A 17,003-nucleotide genomic window follows, 5' to 3' on the forward strand; every position below is an offset into this window, starting at 1 on the left:
GACTAATGAAGGAGAAACCGGCATGGGCGAGAACCGCCGCGTTCGGGTGGCCATCGTGGGCGTCGGCAACTGTGCGGCCTCACTGGTCCAGGGCGTTCAGTACTACCGCGACGCGGATGCCGGCACCCGCGTGCCCGGGTTGATGCACGTCGTGTTCGGCGAGTACCACGTCCGCGACATCGAGTTCGTCGCCGCGTTCGACGTGGACGCCAAGAAGGTCAGCCGTGACCTGTCCGAGGCGATCTTCGCCAGCGAGAACAACACCATCAAGATCGCCGACGTGCCGCCGCTGGGTGTCACCGTGCAGCGCGGTCACACCTACGACGGTCTCGGCCGCTTCTACCGCGAGACCATCGAGGAGTCCGACGAGACCCCGGTCGACGTCGTCGCCGCGCTGCGCGAGGCCGAGGTCGACGTGCTGGTCTCCTACCTGCCGGTGGGTTCCGAAGAAGCCGACAAGTTCTACGCGCAGGCGTGCATCGACGCCGGTGTGGCGTTCGTCAACGCGCTGCCGGTGTTCATCGCCTCCGACCCCGAGTGGGCGGAGAAGTTCCGCGCGGCCGGCGTCCCGATCGTCGGTGACGACATCAAGTCCCAGGTCGGCGCCACCATCACGCACCGCGTGCTGGCGAAGCTGTTCGAAGACCGCGGCGTCCAGCTCGACCGGACGATGCAGCTCAACGTGGGCGGGAACATGGACTTCCTGAACATGAAGGAGCTGGAGCGGCTCGAGTCGAAGAAGATCTCGAAGACCCAGTCGGTCACCTCGCAGGTCGACCGCGAGCTCGGCAAGGGCAACGTCCACATCGGGCCGTCCGACTACGTGCAGTGGCTCGACGACCGCAAGTGGGCCTACGTCCGGCTCGAAGGCCGCGCCTTCGGCGACGTGCCGCTGAACCTGGAGTACAAGCTCGAGGTGTGGGACTCGCCGAACTCGGCGGGCATCATCATCGACGCCGTGCGCGCCGCGAAGATCGCGAAGGACCGCGGCATCGGCGGCCCGATCCTCTCGGCTTCCTCGTACTTCATGAAGTCGCCGCCGGAGCAGTACGACGACGCCACCGCCCGCGACGAGGTGGAGAAGTTCATCGCCGGCGAGGCGTGACCCTCCCGTAGCGCGCTAGGAACGGTCCTTTCCTTGCAAAATTTGCGAGGAAAGGACCGTTCCTTGCATTCGAGGGGCCGCTTAAACCCCTTCAGCTCCCTGAAGCGCCGACGGCACGTCCGTGATCACCGGGACCACCGTCGTCTGCTCCAGCACCGCCGGATCCGGCGGGAAATGCGGATTCGGCACCGCGTACACCGTCATCCCCGCGGCCAGCGCCGCCCGAAGCCCGTTGGTCGTGTCCTCCACGGCCGCGCAGTTCTTCGGCTCCGCGCCCAGCAGCTCCGCCGCCTTCAGATACACATCGGGCGCCGGCTTGCCCGCGCCGACCTGCTCCGACGAAACCGCCGTCGGCACCGGCAGCCGCGTGATGTCGAGGAACGCCTTGATCAGCAGCGGCGGCGACGAGCTCGCGATCGCCACCGGCCAGTGCTTCGCGACCTCGCGAACGACGCCCGGCGCACCCGGGATGATCGGCGGTTTCTCCGCGTACCGCCGCGCCATCCGGTCGATCACCACCTGTGCGACGTCCGCGGGCCGGAGCTGGACGCCGAGGTCGTGCGCCAGGTAGGCGGCCCATTCCGGGGTGCTCATCCCCTGCATGGCCCTGGTCGATTCCTCCCGCCAGGTGCCGTGGAACTCGTGGACGACCGCCCGGCGGACCTCGTCCCACATCTTTTCCGAATCCACCAGGACACCGTCGAGATCGAAGATCACCGCTTCCACACCCTCAACCCTAGGCGGTGGAAACCTGTGCGGCAGATTACTTAGCCATGCTCAGTAATATTAGTTAGCATGGCTAAGTGACCGCGAAAGTCGCCGATCTCGCCCATCGGCTCCGCCCGCTGGTGTTCCGGCTGTACTACCTCGTCCGCCGGGAGACCCCGCAGGTGCAGCTCACCCTCACGCAGGGATCGGTGCTGTCGGAGCTGCTCAACGGCGGTCCGCGCCGGATGAGCACGCTCGCCGGCCTGGAGCGGGTCCGGATGCCGACGATGACCGACGTCGTCCGCCGTCTCGAACGGCTGGGCCTGGTCAGCCGCCGCCGCGATCCCGCCGACGGCCGGGCCGTGCTCGTCGAGGTCACCGAGGTCGGACAGCGCTTCCATCGCCGGTTGATCGTCGCGAGGGAGGAGTTCCTGCGTGAACGACTCCTCGAACTCGACGAGACCGACCGCGTCGCGATCGAAGCCGCGCTTCCCGCCCTCACCAGGTTGCTGCACGAAGACAAGAAGGAGGAACTGATCCGCGATGAGCGCTGAGCACCACTCGAGCCTGTTGGACGCCGTCAAGGGGCAGCCCAAACAGGTATGGATCACCGCGTTCGCCGCGGTCATCGCGTTCATGGGCATCGGGCTGGTCGACCCGATCCTGTTGTCGATCGCGGAAGGCCTGCAGGCGACGCCGTCCGAAGTGACACTGCTGTTCTCCAGCTATCTCGGCGTCCAGGCGGTCGCCATGCTGGTGACCGGCGCGATGAGTGCCCGGTTCGGGGCCAAGCGGACCGTGGTCGTCGGGCTGACGCTGGTCGTCGTCGCCACCGCGCTGTGCGCCGCGTCCGGGTCGATCGAGCAGCTCATCGGGCTGCGCGCGATCTGGGGACTCGGCAACGCCTTCTTCATCGCCACCGCGCTTTCGGTGATCGTCGGTGCCGCGACCGGCGGCCAGGCGGGCGCGATCCTGCTGTACGAAGCCGCGCTCGGGGTCGGCCTCGCGGTCGGCCCGCTGCTGGGCGCCCTGCTCGGCAGCATCTCGTGGCGCGGCCCGTTCCTCGGCACTTCGCTGCTGATGCTGTGCGGTCTCGTGCTCTGCTCGATCTTCCTGACCGGTGACGCCAAGGAGAAGCGGCCGAAGATCCGCCTGCTCGACCCGTTCCGCGCGCTGAAGCACGGCGGGCTGCTGCGCACCTCGATCGGTTCCGCGCTGTACACGGCCGCGTTCTTCGTGGTGCTGGCCTGGTCGCCGTTCGTGCTGGAGTGGAGCGCCGTCGCCGTCGGCCTCATCTTCTGCGGCTGGGGCCTTTCGGTCGCCGTCGCGGGTGTGGTGCTGGCGCCGAAACTCGCCGCGAAGCTCGGCGAGCGGCACGCGACCGTGGTCGCCGTCTTCGGCTACGCCGTGTTGCTGCTGGTCATGGCGATCCCGAGCAAACCGGTGCTGGTCGTCGGCATCATCCTGTCCGGTCTCGTGTCCGGTCTGCTGAACACGCTCTTCACCGGCACGGCGATGTCGATCAGCGGCGCCCCGCGTCCGGTCGCGAGCGCCGGCTACAACTTCTGCCGCTGGCTCGGCGGCGCGGTCGCCGCGACCGTCGTCGGTCACCTGGCCGAGTGGTTCGGCGCCAAGCAGGCGCCGTTCGTGATCGCCGCGATCCTGTGCGTGCTCGCCGGGGCCTTGCTGACGATCCGCGAGAAGACGGCCGACCCGCACACGATCCCGGCCGAAGCGGTCCTCGTCGGCGAAGAGATGTAAAGCGGAACAAAGGGTGAACATCGGACCAACGAGGGGTTTCCTCTCGTTGGTCCGGTGCCTTAGCGTCGACCTCCCGAACTGCCGATGCGGAGGTCCGCGTGAAATTCCTTCCGTTGCTGGCCGGCCACTCACCAAGCCGGGCGTCAGTGACCTGTACCTACCGCTGTGGTGACGCGTGCTTCCACGACGCGCCGAACACGTCGGACAACCCCACCTTCGCCGACGTGCTCGGCGCGGTGAGCCGCCGTGGCGCCTTGAAGGCGACCGCCGTCGTCGCGCTGGCCGCCGGGACGCCGCTCGCGCTCGCCGCACCCGCGTCCGCCACGCCCGAGGGACGGCCGAAGCCGCCGCCGGGCACCGACTATCAGCGAGTCCAGCCGAACACACTCGACGCCGTCGTGGTGCCCGAGGGCTACGAGCAGGGCATCGTGATCCGCTGGGGTGACGCGGTGCTGCCCGGCGCTCCGGAGTTCGACTTCGACAACCAGACCGCCGAGGCGCAGGCGAAGCAGTTCGGCTACAACTGCGACTTCGCCGCGCTGCTGCCGCTCGACCACTGGGGCCTCTCCTCGCTCCTGGTCACGAACCACGAGTACACCTCGGAAGAGTTCATGTTCCGCGGCTACGACCGGAACAACCCGACCGAGGAACAGGTCAAGATCGCGTGGGCGGCCCACGGGCTGACGGTCGTCCAGGTGACGCGCGGACGCGACACCGGGCACCTGCGGCCGAAGATGTCCCGCTACAACCGGCGGATCACGCTGCACACGCCGTTCAAGGTGACGGGTCCCGCCGCGGGCAGCGACCTGCTCAAAACCGCCGCCGATCCCACCGGCACGGTGGTGCTCGGCACGATGAACAACTGCGCGGGCGGCGTCACGCCGTGGGGCACGATCCTGTCCGGCGAGGAGAACATCAACCAGTACTTCGGGAACGCCGAAACGGTGGCCGATCCGGTGCAGCGCAAGCGCTACGCGCGGTACGGCATCAAGGGCACCGCGACCACCCGCAAGTGGGAGCGGTTCGACGCGCGCTGGGACATCGCCAGGGAACCGAACGAGGCCCACCGCTTCGGCTGGGTGATCGAGCTGGATCCGAACGATCCCGGCAGCACCCCGGTCAAGCACACGCATCTCGGCCGGTTCAAGCACGAGACGGCGAACATCCGCGTCGCCAAGGACGGCCGCGTGGTCGCCTATTCCGGCGACGACGAACGCTTCGAGTACATCTACAAGTTCATCTCCAAGGGGCGCATGAAGCCGGGCGACAGCGCGCATGCCCGGCGCCACAACATGACCCTGCTCGACGACGGCACCCTGTACGTCGGCCGGTTCACCGGCGACAGCCCGGCTTCCGAGATCGACGGCACCGGGAAACTGCCCTCGGACGGTGAATTCGACGGCGGCGGCGAGTGGATCCCGCTGGCGTCCGGCAAAAAGTCCTTTGTGGACGGAATGACCGCCGAAGAGGTGTACGTCTTCACCCGCGAGGCGGCCGACCGGGTCGGCGCCACCAAGATGGACCGGCCCGAAGACATCCAGGCCCATCCGTACACCGGCCGGATCTACTGCGCGCTGAGCAACAACGTCGAACGCGGCAACCCCGGCAAGGAGGGCGCGACCGAGCCCAACCCGCGGCTGAACAACAAGCACGGGCAGGTGCTGGAGCTCGAAGAGCGTCGCGGCGACGCGCTCGCGCTGACCTTCAGCTGGCGGTTGTTCCTGGTGTGCGGCGACCCGGCCTCGCCGGACACCTACTTCGCCGGTTTCCCCAAGGACCAGGTCTCGCCGATCTCCAGCCCGGACAACGTGGCCTTCGACCGGCACGGCAACCTCTGGATCTCCACCGACTCGGCGGGCGCCCTCGGCATCAACGACGGCCTCTACTCGGTGCCGCTCGAAGGCCGTAACCGCGGCGAGCTGAAACTGTTCCTCACCGTGCCCCGCGGCGCCGAGACCTGCGGCCCGATCGTGGAGCGGAAGATCGTCACGGTCTGTGTCCAGCATCCGGGTGAAGTGGACGGCGCGAACGCCGACAAACCGGCCTCCCATTGGCCGGACGGCGGCGAAAACCAGCCCCGTCCCTCGGTGGTGGCGGTGTGGAAACCGGGCAGGCACGGGTTGTCCGACATCGGTTCTTAGTCGAAAAGCAACGATCTAGCAGTACTTTTGGTCGATGGCGCGCTGCCGGGTCCGGCAGCGCGTCATCGCTCGTTCTCGTGCTGTTCACCTTCTGGCCAGAGCTGGATCGTATTGGTCGCTTACCGTCACGACGTTCCCCCGACTGGACTACGTGTACCCACCGCGACCATGGAGGCCCTGTGTCCTTCGAGCCTCAGCGGCTCCTGCCGTTGATCACCTCCCACCCCGGTGGCCGCTCCGCGGTCACCTGCGAGTACCGCTGCGGCAACGCGTGCTCCCACCCCGAGCCGAACACGTCGGACAACGAGTACTTCGGCGACGTCGTCAAGAACATGCTGTCCCGTCGTGGCGCGCTGAAGGCGAGTGCCGTGCTGGCCGCGGCCGCCGGCGGTTTCGCCGCGCTGTCGGGCACGGCCGCCGCCGAAACCCCGGCTGACGTTTCCGCCGCGGGCCACGGCAAACCGGGCCGCCCCGGGCGCCCGGTCCCCGGCACCGACTTCGAAGCGGTGCCGCCGAACAAGCTCGACGCGGTCACCATCCCCGAGGGCTACGACCAGCGGGTCGTCATCCGCTGGGGCGACGCCGTCGAATTCGGCGCGCCGAAGTTCGATTTCCACAAGCAGACCGCGGCCGCGCAGGCGAAGCAGTTCGGCTACAACTGCGATTTCGTCGGCCTGATCCCGCAGGACCCGATGGGTATCCGCAACTTCCTGGTGGTGAACCACGAGTACACCACCGAGGTCCACATGTTCCCGGTCGACCAGTACGACCCGGCGAACCCGACCGAGGAGCAGGTCAAGATCGCGTGGGCCGCGCACGGCCTCTCGGTCGTCCAGGCCTTCCGCGACCCGATCGGCGGCGCGCTGCGCACCGTGCCGAGCCCGTTCAACCGCCGCATCACGCTGAACACCGCCTTCGAGGTGCGCGGCCCGGCGGCAGGCTCGAAGTTCCTCAAGACCTCCGCGGACCCGACCGGCCGCAAGGTCTTCGGCACGCAGAACAACTGCGCCGGCGGCGTGACCCCTTGGGGCACCGTGCTTTCCGGTGAAGAGAACGTCAACCAGTACTTCGCCAACGCGGCGAGCGTCACCGACCCGGTCGCCGCCGCGCGCCTGAAGCGGTACGGCTTCTCGGGCGGCGCCTCCACCCGTAAGTGGGAGCGGTTCGACAAGCGCTGGGACCTCGCCCAGGAGCCCAACGAGGCCAACCGCTTCGGCTGGGTCGTCGAGATCGACCCGAACGACCCGAACTCGACGCCGATCAAGCACACGGCGCTCGGCCGGTTCAAGCACGAGGCCGCGAACATCAAGATCACCAAGGATGGCCGGGTCGCCGTCTACTCCGGTGACGACGAGCGCTTCGAGTACATCTACAAGTTCGTCTCCAAGGGCAAGTACAAGCCGGGCAAGAGCGCGCACGCGCGCCGCCACAACTCGGCGCTGCTCGACGACGGCACCCTGTACGTCGGCCGGTTCACCGGCGACAGCCCGGCCGCCGAGATCGACGGCACCGGGAAGCTGCCGTCGGACGGGGAATTTGACGGCGTCGGCGAATGGATCCCGCTGGCGTCGGGCAACAAGTCCTTTGTGGACGGTTTCACCGCCGAAGAGGTCTACGTCTTCACCCGCGAGGCGGCGGACAAGGTCAAGCCGACCAAGATGGACCGGCCCGAGGACATCGAGCCGAACCCGGTCAACGGCCGCATCTACGCCGCGCTGACCAACAACAGCCAGCGTGGCCCCGCCGGCAAGGCGAACGTCGACGAGGCGAACCCGCGGCCGAACAACCGCAACGGCCACGTCCTGGAGTGGGAAGAGGACGGCGGCGACGCGGCGTCGACGAAGTTCTCCTGGCGGCTCCTGCTGGTCTGCGGTGACCCGAAGACGGCGGACACCTACTTCGGCGGCTTCCCGAAGGACCAGGTCAGCCCGATCTCGTGCCCCGACAACGTCGCGTTCGACCGGCACGGCAACCTGTGGATCTCCACCGACGGGAACGCGCTCGGCGCCAACGACGGGTTGTTCTCCGTGCCGGTCGACGGTCCGGAGCGGGGGCACGTCAAGCAGTTCCTGTCGGTCCCGGTCGGCGCGGAGACCTGCGGCCCGGTGGTGACCGACCACCTGGTGCTCGTCGCCGTGCAGCACCCGGGTGAGGACGCGCCCAACTCCGGGAGCCCGACCTCGCACTGGCCCGACGGTGGCACGACGCAGCCGCGTCCGTCGATCGTTTCGGTGTGGAAGAAGGGCCGCTGGGGCCAGGTCGGCCGCATCGGCGTCAAGTAGTGCCTTCCGGCGCCCCGATCACTCTCGGCGAGACATGTTCTGCCTGATCGGGGCGCCGGACGACACCGTTCGGTGATGACGGAAGCCTGCCGCGCTCATTAGCTTCAGCCCTGTGAAAAGGGCACTGGTGTTCATGGCGGCAGGCGCGCTCGTCTCCGGCTTCGTCCCTTCGTCCGCGCAGGCGACGGCGGTCCCGTCCGGCTGCACCGGCGGCGCCGCGCCGAACCCGAGCGTCGAGCAGGGCAGCCCGCCCGCCGGGTACACGTTCAGCCCGGCCGCCCCGGTGCCGCCCGGCACCCCGAGGAGCAAACAGCCCCGGTTGTCGACGGCTGGCGGCTACCAGCCCGACGGCGGCAAATACGCCCTGATCGCGACCCCGGACGAGATGGTCAGCACCGCCTACGCGGCGCTGAAGTTCGTGCCCGGCGCCGTCTACACCCTGACCGACTGGACCGGCACGAACGACGGCAACCTCCGGCGCGCGGACGCCGTCCAGGAGACGGGACTCCGGTTCTACGACGGGTCCGGCAAGGTCGTCCTGGAGAACAAGCTCAAGGTCGCGCACGCCGTCGAAACCGACGGCGCGCTGGCGCGGCAGGACTTCCCGCCGTCCATCGCCCCACCGTCGGCGGGCTCCGTGAAGTTCTACGCCGCCACCAACCGCAACTGGGTCATGTGGGACTGCGTCCACCTGCAGGTCGCCTCGTTCTCGGCGAAGGCGGAGGTGCGGGATCCGGCGAGCGGCGCCTGGGGTGCCACGGCCACCATCGAGGCGGGCACCACCGCGAACTACCGCTTCACCGTCACCAACGACGGCACCACGACGCTGACCGACATCAAGGTCGAAGACCCGTATTGCGACGTGAAGCCCGCGCCGATCGCGACCCTCGACAGCGGTAAGTCGGCGACCGTCACCTGCGACCACAAGAACGTCACCGAAGCGGACAACGGCCACGTCAGCACCGTGACCGTCTCCAGCGGCACGGTGCCGAAGAAGACCGCGACGACGACCATCAAGGTCACCCCGCCGCCCGCGATCGACGAGATCGGCGAGTTCGTCTGGGACGACGTCGACCGGAACGGCCTGCAGGATCCCGGGGAGCCGGGCGTTCAGGGCGTGAAGGCAACTTTGAAGGACGCGTCGGGCAAGGCACTCGGAACGCTCACCACGGACGCCGGCGGCAAGTACCGCTTCACCAAGCTGAAGGACGGCATCTACCAGGTCTGCTTCGACCTCGCCGGACTCCCGTTCACGTATACGGCCAAGGACGCGGGCGACGACACGAAGGATTCGGACGCCGACCCGGCCACCGGCTGCACCGCGACCACCACCGTCGGCCCTCGTAAGCGGGTGGACCTGACGCTCGCGGCGGGGTTGAACGCGCCGATGAGCAGGCTGGGCGACTTCGTATGGCTGGACAAGGACAAGGACGGCCTCCAAAGCCGTGACGAACTCGGCGTCCCGGACGTGAAGGTGACTTTGAAGGACGCGTCGGGCAAGGAGGTCGGCTCGACCGTGACCGGGCCGGACGGGCGATACGCCTTCGAGCGGCTGGCTCCGGGCTCGTACCAGGTGTGCTTCGACGTCGGCTCGCGCCAGTTGACCCGATCCGGCGCCGCGCACCACAACGGCACGGATTCGGCCGCGGATCCCGCCACGGGGTGCACGGCGGTGGCCTCGCCCGGGACGCCGGAGGATCTGACCAGGGACGCCGGGCTGCTCGACCCGTGAATTGTCGGTGGGTGCCGCTAACGTCGCCCACCGTGACCTCACATCTCGATGCCACCCGCGAGTCCTACGACACCGTCGCCGAGGACTACGCGACCCGTGTCGGACAGCTCTTCGACCAGGAGCCGATCAGCCGCGCGATGCTCGCCGCGTTCGCCGAACAGGTGCGCGGCCCGGTCGCCGACGTCGGCTGCGGTCCCGGGCACGTCACCGCCCACCTGGCGTCGCTCGGCCTCGACGTCACGGGTGTCGACTTGTCGCCGAAAATGATCGAGGTGGCCCGCCGTCAGTACCCTGACCAGCGGTTTTCCGTCGGCTCGATGACGGCCCTCGACTTCCCGGACGGCGAGCTGGGCGGTCTCGTCGCCTGGTGGTCGATCTTCCATCTGCCGCCGGAGACGCTTCCGGAGGTGTTCGCGGAGTTCCGCCGCACGCTCGCGCCCGGAGGTCGTCTGCTGGTCGGATTCCACGTCGGTGACGAGCGGCTGAGCCCGGAGACGGCGTACGGCCACCCGGTCACCTACGACGCCTACCTGCTGGATCCCGGCCGGATCGCCGACCTGCTGGGCCAGGCGGGCTTCGAGGTCACCGCGCGGCTGACCATGGAAGGGAGGAAATGGCCACAGGCCTGCCTGTCCGCACGCGCGGTTTGACTCGCGGGCCGCGGACCTGATCTCCTGCGCACGCAACCGAGCCGGGCGGGGTCATGACGCAGACGAACACGACCACGGGCGAGAACACGCCCGACTGGCCTTCGCGCACCTGGTTCCGGCGGCCGTCGACCTGGACGTGGTTCGGGTTCGGCCTGGTGCTGATGGTCTACGCCGACCTGGCCTGGCGCCGTCGTTGGATGAGCGACGACGGGTTGATCGTGCTCCGGACGGTCCGCCAGATCCTCGCCGGCAACGGGCCGGTGTTCAACATCGGCGAACGCGTCGAGACGAACACCAGTCCTTTGTGGACGGCGGTGCTGAGTGTGCTCGGGCTGCTTCCCGGGGTGCCGCTGGAGTGGATCTCCGTGGTCACCGGGCTGGTCTTCTCGGTCGCCGGGCTGTTCTTCGGCCTGGACGGCGCCCGGCGGCTCTACCAGCCGCTGGCGTTCCACGGACTCGCCCCCGCCGGGGCGCTGGTGGTCTGCGCGCTGCCGCCGTTCCGCGACTTCGCGACGTCCGGGCTGGAAACCGGCCTGATCACGCTGTGGCTGGGCGGCACCTGGTGGCTGCTCGTCCGCCACACGTCCACAATGGACGATCTGCGCACCTGGCCGGTCGCGGTGGTCGCCGGCCTCGGGCCGCTGGTGCGGCCGGACCTCGCGCTCTTCAGCGTCGTCGCCTTGGCCGCACTGCTCGTGCTGGCGCGGCCGGGACGTCGTCGTGCGCTGGGCCTGCTGGCCGTGGCGTGCGCGCTCCCGTTGGCGTATCAGGTGTTCCGCATGGGTTACTACGGTCTGCTGACACCGAACACCGCACTGGTCAAGGAAGCGTCGGAGGCGAATTGGGCCCGCGGTTGGGCCTATCTGGTCGATCTCGTCCAGCCGTACTGGCTGTGGCTCCCGCTGCTGGTGCTCGCCGTCGCGGCCGTCACGGTTTCGTCCACTGTGGACAAGACCTTCGTGGTGCTCACCGCGGTGCCGCTCGTCGGCGCGGTACTGCTCGCGGTGTACGTGATCCGCGTCGGCGGGGATTTCATGCACGGCCGCATGCTGCTCCCGGCGCTGTTCTGCCTGCTGTTGCCCGTGCTGGCCGTGCCGGTGACGAGACTGACCGTGGCGTTCCTGGTGATCGTCGGGATCTGGGCGTTCGTGGCCGCCGCGTCGCTTCGTCCGGCGTACTCGGCTTCTCCGCGCGCCGTCGGCGTCACGGATGAGCGATCGTTCTGGTCGCGGTCGACCGGGCACGAACACCCGGTCCTGGCGGAGGACTACGCCGACCACCCGTTGATGCCGTCGGCGCTGGACGCCGTCCACGGCGTGGTCGGCCCGGCGGTGCTGGTCCAGGACTACGCGACCAGACGCTGGTACGCGTATCCGACGGACCGGCCGTACGTGACGGTCGCGGCGGACAGCATGGGCGCTCTCGGCCTGCTGATCCCGCTCGACATGCGGCTGCGCGACGGCTACGGCCTCGCCAACCCGTTCGCCGCGCATTCGACGTCGCTCCCCAACGGCCGCCCAGGGCACCAGAAATGGCTGCCGCCGGTGTGGGAACTGGCGAATTCGGCCCGGCTCCCGATCGCCGAGGGCGGCCCGGCCCGCGGCGAGGACGTCGCCGCCGCACGAGCGGCGCTCGACTGCCCGGATCTCGTCGCGATCGACGCTTCGGTACGCGACCCGCTCACCGCCGCCCGCTTCGCGGACAACTTCGCCGGGTCGTTCACACGCGGCTCCGTGCGGTTCCCGCGGGTGGCGACCCCTCCCGTCGTGTGCGCCCCCTGATCACGCGAGTTCCCCCTCCAATCACGCGAGATCGCCCTCCAATCACGCGAGGCACGCTTTCGATCACGTGAGACCGCCGTACTAGCGTGGCGGACATGGCTGATCTCCCCCTCGCTCTCGTCACCGGCGCCACCCGCGGCATCGGTGCCGCGGTCGCCCGCGCACTCGCTCCGACCCACCGGCTGCTGCTCGGCGGTCGCGACGCCGACGCGCTCGGCGAGCTCGCGGGCACGCTGCCCGGCGCACGGCCGTGGCCGATCGACCTGACCGACGACGAGGCACTGGAAGCGGCGACGGCCGAATTCGGCGAGCTGGACGTGCTGGTGCACTCGGCGGGCGTGGCGCGGCTCGGCACGGTCGAGACCGCGACCGACGCCGACTGGCGGGCGAACTTCGAGGTCAACGTGCTCGCGGTGGTCACGCTGACCCGGCGGCTGCTGCCCGCGCTGCGTACTTCGAAGGGGCACGTCGTCGTGATCAACTCGGGCGCCGGGCAGAACGCACGTCCAGGCTGGGGCCCGTACGCCGCGAGCAAATTCGCCGTCCGGGCCTTCGCCGACTCGCTGCGGGAAGAGGAGTCCACGCTTCGGGTGACGTCGATCTACCCCGGCCGCACGGACACCGAAATGCAGCAGGCGATCATCGCCGACGAGGGCCGCGCGTACGAGCCGGAACGCTTCCTGCGCCCCGAATCCGTCGCGGCCGCCGTCGTCGCCGCGGTCTCCGCGACCGGTGACGCGCACCCGACCGAGGTGACCCTCCGGCCGCGGGGCCTGGTCTAGCCCGGTTCGCTTCCGCTCGCTTCGACGCCGCGCTTTGCCCCCAATGTGGCATTGGGGCCGCTCAACGTCCCCAATGCCACATTGGGCGCGCGACCACCGCACGTGCTCCGGGTTGTCCACAGCCTCGCCCCGTTGTGGACAACCAGCCCCTGATCAGCACTTTTCCGCGGGCCCCAGCCCCCACCCCCGATAGACTGGCTTCGGGGCCGCCCCCTGGGACGGGTGGGGGGCTGGGTAGGTGAGTCAAGAGCGAAGGCGCGCGGAGGTGTCGGCGACTTCGGCCTGTACCTGTGCGCGGTCCACCCGCAGGGATTCGCCGTCGCCGACGACCTGCTCGCCCGCCACCCACACGTCGCGCACGCGGCGTGAGCCCGCGGCCCACACCAGGTTCGAGAGCAGTTGCACGTCCGGCACGTCGAGCCCGGCCGCGAAGGCCGGGTCGTCGAGGTCGACGTGCACCATGTCCGCCCATCGGCCGGTTTCCAGCGCGCCGATGTCGGTCCGGCCCAGCGCGTCCGCGCCGCCGCGGGTGCCGAGCAGGAACGCGTCGGCCGCGGTCAGCACGGTCGAGTCGCCGGTCGCGAGCCGCGCGAACATCGCCGAGAGCTGCAGTTCCTCCCACAGGTCGATGTCGTCGTTCGAGGCGGGGCCGTCCGTGCCGAGCCCGATGGCGACGCCCGCCTTCCGCAGCTCCGTCACGCGCGCGATGCCCGAAGCGAGCTTCGCGTTCGAGCCCGGGCAGTGCGCCATCCCGACCCCGCGCGCGGCGAACAGTGCGATGTCCTCGTCGGACAGGTGGATGGCGTGCGCGGCCAGCGTCCGGCCCCGCAGCATCCCGACCTTCTCCAGCAGCGCGGGCACCGAGCCGTGCTCTTCACGCTGCTTGACGTCTTCGAGCGCCGCCTCGGCCACGTGGATCTGCACCAGCGCGCCACGCTCGGCCGCCGATTCCGCGGTCGCCCGCAGCGCCTCCTCGTTCAGCATGTACGCCGAGTGCGGCCCGTAGCCGACCTCGATCCGCTCGCCCGGCCCGAACCGCAGGCCGTCGGTGTCGATCCAGCGTTCGATGCCCTTCAGCATCGCGCGCCAGTCCATCCCGGGCAGTTCCATGATCGGCGGGCCGAGCACCACGCGGCCACCGGTGGTGAGCACCGCGTCGGCGAGCTGCTCGCCTTCGAAGTACATCTCCGCGCTCGTCGTGACGCCGTGCCGCAGCATCTCGACCGAGCCCAGCAGCATGCCGGTGCGGATGTCGGCGGGCTTCAGCTTCGCTTCGGTGGGCCAGATGATCTCGGTCAGCCACGGCAGCAGCGGCAGGTCGCCGCCCATCCCGCGCAGCAGCGTCATCGGGCTGTGCGCGTGCGCGTTGACCAGACCGGGCAGGAGGATGCCGCTCAACCGGGTCACGGGAGCGGACGTTTCGGGCGCCTCGGACGCGGGACCGACATGGGTGATACGCCCCGCCTCGTCCACGTCGACCACGGCGTCACGCAGCAACGAGCAGGCGGGGTCGGCGGGGAGAACGACGGGAGCGTGGAAACGGCGTTGCATGACCCGAGCTTACGGTTAGTCCACCACTCCGCTCCGCCACGCCCACGCCGCGATCTCCACCCGGTTCCGCGCACCGACCTTCCCCTGCACTGACGCCAGATGCGTCTTCACCGTGGACAGCGACAGGAACAGCTCGGCCCCGATCTCGGTGTTCGTCAGCCCCTTCGCGGCCGCCTTGACGACGTCCAGCTCCCGCGCGGTCAGCGGTTCCGAAGGCGGGCTGACGTCGCGTTTCACCGCCCCGCCGTCGAAATGCTTCAGCAGCCGGACGGTGATCTGCGGCGAGACCAGCGCGTCCCCGCGCGCGGCCGCGCGCACGGCTTCGATCAGCAGTGCCGGCCCGGCGTCCTTCAGCAGGAACCCGCTCGCACCGTTCCGCAGCGCGGTGTGCACGTACTCGTCGAGGTCGAACGTCGTGACCACCACCACCTTCAGCGGATCGGTGACGTCCGGGCCCGCCAGCTGCTTGGTGACCTCGAGCCCGTCGATCCCCGGCATGCGGATGTCCAGCAGGCAGACGTCCGGCCGCAGTTCGCGCGCCTTCGCGACCGCCGAGACGCCGTCCGCCACGTCGGCGACCACCTCGATGTCGTCCTGCGCGTCCAGGATCATCCGGAAGCCGATCCGCACCATGTCCTGGTCGTCGGCGATCAATACCCGGATCACTCTTCTCCTTCAAGTGGTAGCCACGCTTCGACGCGCCATCCGCCGCCCGGCGCCCGCCCGGCGGAGAGCCGGCCGTGCAGCAGGGCGACCCGTTCGCGCATGCCGATCAGACCGTAGCCGCCCGACCCACCCGCCGGACGCCGCTGGGGCTCGCGTCCGTCATCGGTCACCTGGAGGTGCAGTTCGTTCCCGGTCACCTCCGCGACGACCAGCGCCTCCGTCGCACCGGACGCGTGCTTGCCGACGTTCGTCAGCGACTCCTGCACCAGCCGCAACGCCGACCGCCCGACCTCGTGCGGCACGTTCGACGGCAGTTCGAGCTTCATCGACGTCTTCACGCCGTGGTTCGACCGTTCGATCAGCGTCCGCAGGTCGGCGGCGAGATCGGTGGTGGCCTGTTCGCTGAACTCGCTGCTCCCGGCCGGGGCGTCGCCGCGCATGCTCCGCACGAGCCGCCGCATCGCCGCCAGCGCCTCCACCCCGGCGTCCTCGATCCGGCCCATCGCCTCGACCGCGACCTGCGGGTTCTTCTCACCCATCATCTTCGCCGCCTGTGCCTGCACGACGATCCCGGTGACGTGGTGGGCGACGACGTCGTGCAGTTCCCGTGCCAGCGCCATCCGTTCCGACGTCTGCGCGTCGCTGATCGCCGACTGGATGACCTGCGTGCGCTCCGAATCCCGCGAACGCAACGCCAGGCCGACCGCCACCGAGATGCCGAGCAGCAGCAGCGCCGCGACGGCGAGGCCGGCGAGGTCGTCCGGGTCGGTCATCAGCCTGGGCGCCGGCCGTTTGGTGTTGAGGACGCAGGCCACGGCGACCACCGTGGACAGCCCGGCGATCCGGGACACGGCCTTGCTCAGGCCGACCGACCGGACCAGGGTGACGACCAGCCCCATCCCCGCGACGACCTGCGTGCCCGGCACACCGCCCGGCGTCGGGTAGTCGTAGCGGAGCCGGAGGAACGGCGTCACCAGCGCGGAAAGCAGCATGACCGCGGTGAGCGCGACCATCGCGTCGGCGGGCCGGCGCGGCGCGGCGACCGCGATGAACGCCGCGACGATCGAGCAGACCAGGATCGGGAAGCCGTGCGCCCCGCTCTCGTAGGTGAAGCCGAACTCCAGGATCAGCGCGACACCCAGCAGGCCGATGAGCGGCCATTGGCCCATCACCAGCTTGTTGAGCTTCTGCAGCTTCTCGTAGCGTTTCGGATGCGCCGTCCGGTCGCGTCCGGGGATCGCGAAGACCAGCGTGCCGCCCAGCAGGAGGCTGCCGAACAGCATCGCCTGCGCCATCGTGCCGTTCGACTCGCTGCCGGAGTAGTACCGGCCGGACACCGCGGTCAACGTGGCCAGCACCAGGCCGGAGATCACGGCGAAGGCGACACCCGGCCGCGTCCGGCGCGCGGCGTAGAACAGGACCTCGACCCCCGCCACCACCTCGGTGATGGACAGATGCGCGAGCACGCTCGAATAGGTCGGGATGTCGAAGTACCGGACGACCAGGGTGTACGCCACCAGCACGACCGAGGCCGCGACGGCGGCGACCGCGGCCCGCTTCTGCGCCCAGAGCGCGCAGAACACCATCGCGAAGATGCCGGGGAACAGCAGGAGATCGATGCCGCGGGGGCCCGTGTCGTCGAAAGCCGCGTCGGTCACGAAGACCAGGTCGAACGCGAGCGCGGCCAGCAGGACGACGGCGGGCATGCCGATACGTCGCGCGAGCGCACTCACCCGCGCGGTGAACTTGTTCTGGGCCGGACCTGCTGTCACACCGTGACGGTAGAGGATCGGCCGCCGTCCGCACCTTGGCCGACCGGCCCGAGCCGGGTCGGCCGATCGGCC

The 17,003-nt window shown here is 69.5% G+C and carries 13 protein-coding genes; 9 read left to right on the top strand and 4 right to left on the bottom strand.

Features of this window, described 5'->3' with window-relative positions:
- Positions 1 to 22 precede the first annotated feature (22 nt).
- Entirely contained in the window at positions 23 to 1,105 is a 1,083-nt protein-coding gene (locus ACIBTM_RS38820; RefSeq protein ID WP_034314293.1) for an inositol-3-phosphate synthase, read from the top strand.
- Between the two features lie 81 nt (positions 1,106 to 1,186).
- Here ACIBTM_RS38820 and ACIBTM_RS38825 read toward each other — a convergent pair whose 3' ends face one another.
- Positions 1,187 to 1,831 carry an HAD family hydrolase gene (locus tag ACIBTM_RS38825; RefSeq protein ID WP_395882126.1) on the bottom strand — a complete coding sequence of 215 codons (645 nt, stop codon included), beginning with the start codon at positions 1,829 to 1,831 and terminating at the stop codon, positions 1,187 to 1,189.
- Between the two features lie 77 nt (positions 1,832 to 1,908).
- Here ACIBTM_RS38825 and ACIBTM_RS38830 point away from each other — a divergent pair, with 77 nt between their 5' ends.
- The 8 genes from ACIBTM_RS38830 (at position 1,909) to ACIBTM_RS38865 (ending at position 12,942) form a co-directional block, all read left to right on the top strand.
- A complete protein-coding gene (locus ACIBTM_RS38830; RefSeq protein ID WP_395882127.1) occupies positions 1,909 to 2,367 on the top strand; it encodes a MarR family winged helix-turn-helix transcriptional regulator in 459 nt (152 codons plus the stop codon).
- A complete protein-coding gene (locus ACIBTM_RS38835; RefSeq protein WP_395882128.1) occupies positions 2,357 to 3,574 on the top strand; it encodes an MFS transporter in 1,218 nt (405 codons plus the stop codon). Before ACIBTM_RS38830 ends, ACIBTM_RS38835 begins: the two co-directional genes overlap by 11 nt.
- Positions 3,575 to 3,672: 98 nt before the next feature.
- On the top strand, positions 3,673 to 5,715 hold the full coding sequence (locus ACIBTM_RS38840; protein ID WP_395882129.1) for a PhoX family protein: 2,043 nt from the start codon (positions 3,673 to 3,675) through the stop codon (positions 5,713 to 5,715).
- A gap of 179 nt (positions 5,716 to 5,894) precedes the next feature.
- Positions 5,895 to 7,997, top strand: coding sequence for a PhoX family protein (locus ACIBTM_RS38845; RefSeq protein WP_395882130.1), 2,103 nt, complete (start codon positions 5,895 to 5,897; stop codon positions 7,995 to 7,997).
- A gap of 127 nt (positions 7,998 to 8,124) precedes the next feature.
- Positions 8,125 to 9,729: an SdrD B-like domain-containing protein gene (locus ACIBTM_RS38850; RefSeq protein ID WP_395882182.1), complete on the top strand. Its 1,605-nt coding sequence runs from the start codon at positions 8,125 to 8,127 to the stop codon at positions 9,727 to 9,729.
- A 32-nt stretch (positions 9,730 to 9,761) separates the two neighbouring features.
- A complete protein-coding gene (locus ACIBTM_RS38855) occupies positions 9,762 to 10,379 on the top strand; it encodes a class I SAM-dependent DNA methyltransferase (protein ID WP_395882131.1) in 618 nt (205 codons plus the stop codon).
- 53 nt (positions 10,380 to 10,432) lie between these two features.
- Positions 10,433 to 12,160 (top strand): hypothetical protein, encoded by a 1,728-nt coding sequence (locus ACIBTM_RS38860; protein ID WP_395882132.1) that lies wholly within the window; start codon positions 10,433 to 10,435, stop codon positions 12,158 to 12,160.
- Between the two features lie 95 nt (positions 12,161 to 12,255).
- On the top strand, positions 12,256 to 12,942 hold the full coding sequence (locus ACIBTM_RS38865; protein ID WP_395882133.1) for an SDR family oxidoreductase: 687 nt from the start codon (positions 12,256 to 12,258) through the stop codon (positions 12,940 to 12,942).
- Between the two features lie 243 nt (positions 12,943 to 13,185).
- On the opposite strand, the gene ACIBTM_RS38870 is transcribed toward ACIBTM_RS38865, so the two are convergent.
- From ACIBTM_RS38870 to ACIBTM_RS38880, 3 genes are read right to left on the bottom strand one after another with little or no spacing between them, the layout of a single operon-like run.
- A complete protein-coding gene (locus ACIBTM_RS38870) occupies positions 13,186 to 14,493 on the bottom strand; it encodes an amidohydrolase family protein (RefSeq protein WP_395882134.1) in 1,308 nt (435 codons plus the stop codon).
- A 15-nt stretch (positions 14,494 to 14,508) separates the two neighbouring features.
- Complete coding sequence (locus tag ACIBTM_RS38875) at positions 14,509 to 15,159, bottom strand: response regulator transcription factor (protein ID WP_007032342.1); 651 nt, start codon at positions 15,157 to 15,159, stop codon at positions 14,509 to 14,511.
- Positions 15,156 to 16,931 (bottom strand): sensor histidine kinase, encoded by a 1,776-nt coding sequence (locus tag ACIBTM_RS38880; protein WP_395882135.1) that lies wholly within the window; start codon positions 16,929 to 16,931, stop codon positions 15,156 to 15,158. Before ACIBTM_RS38880 ends, ACIBTM_RS38875 begins: the two co-directional genes overlap by 4 nt.
- Between the last annotated feature and the right edge of the window lie 72 nt (positions 16,932 to 17,003).

The organism is Amycolatopsis sp. NPDC049868, assembly GCF_044461365.1.
Classification (GTDB): Bacteria; Actinomycetota; Actinomycetes; order Mycobacteriales; family Pseudonocardiaceae; genus Amycolatopsis.

Coding starts and splice junctions, on each gene's coding strand:
- ACIBTM_RS38820 (WP_034314293.1), top strand. CDS start 23: ATGGGCGAGAACCGCCGCGTTCGGGTGGCCATCGTGGGCGTCGGCAAC.
- ACIBTM_RS38835 (WP_395882128.1), top strand. CDS start 2,357: ATGAGCGCTGAGCACCACTCGAGCCTGTTGGACGCCGTCAAGGGGCAG.
- ACIBTM_RS38860 (WP_395882132.1), top strand. CDS start 10,433: ATGACGCAGACGAACACGACCACGGGCGAGAACACGCCCGACTGGCCT.
- ACIBTM_RS38865 (WP_395882133.1), top strand. CDS start 12,256: ATGGCTGATCTCCCCCTCGCTCTCGTCACCGGCGCCACCCGCGGCATC.
- ACIBTM_RS38870 (WP_395882134.1), bottom strand. CDS start 14,493: ATGCAACGCCGTTTCCACGCTCCCGTCGTTCTCCCCGCCGACCCCGCC.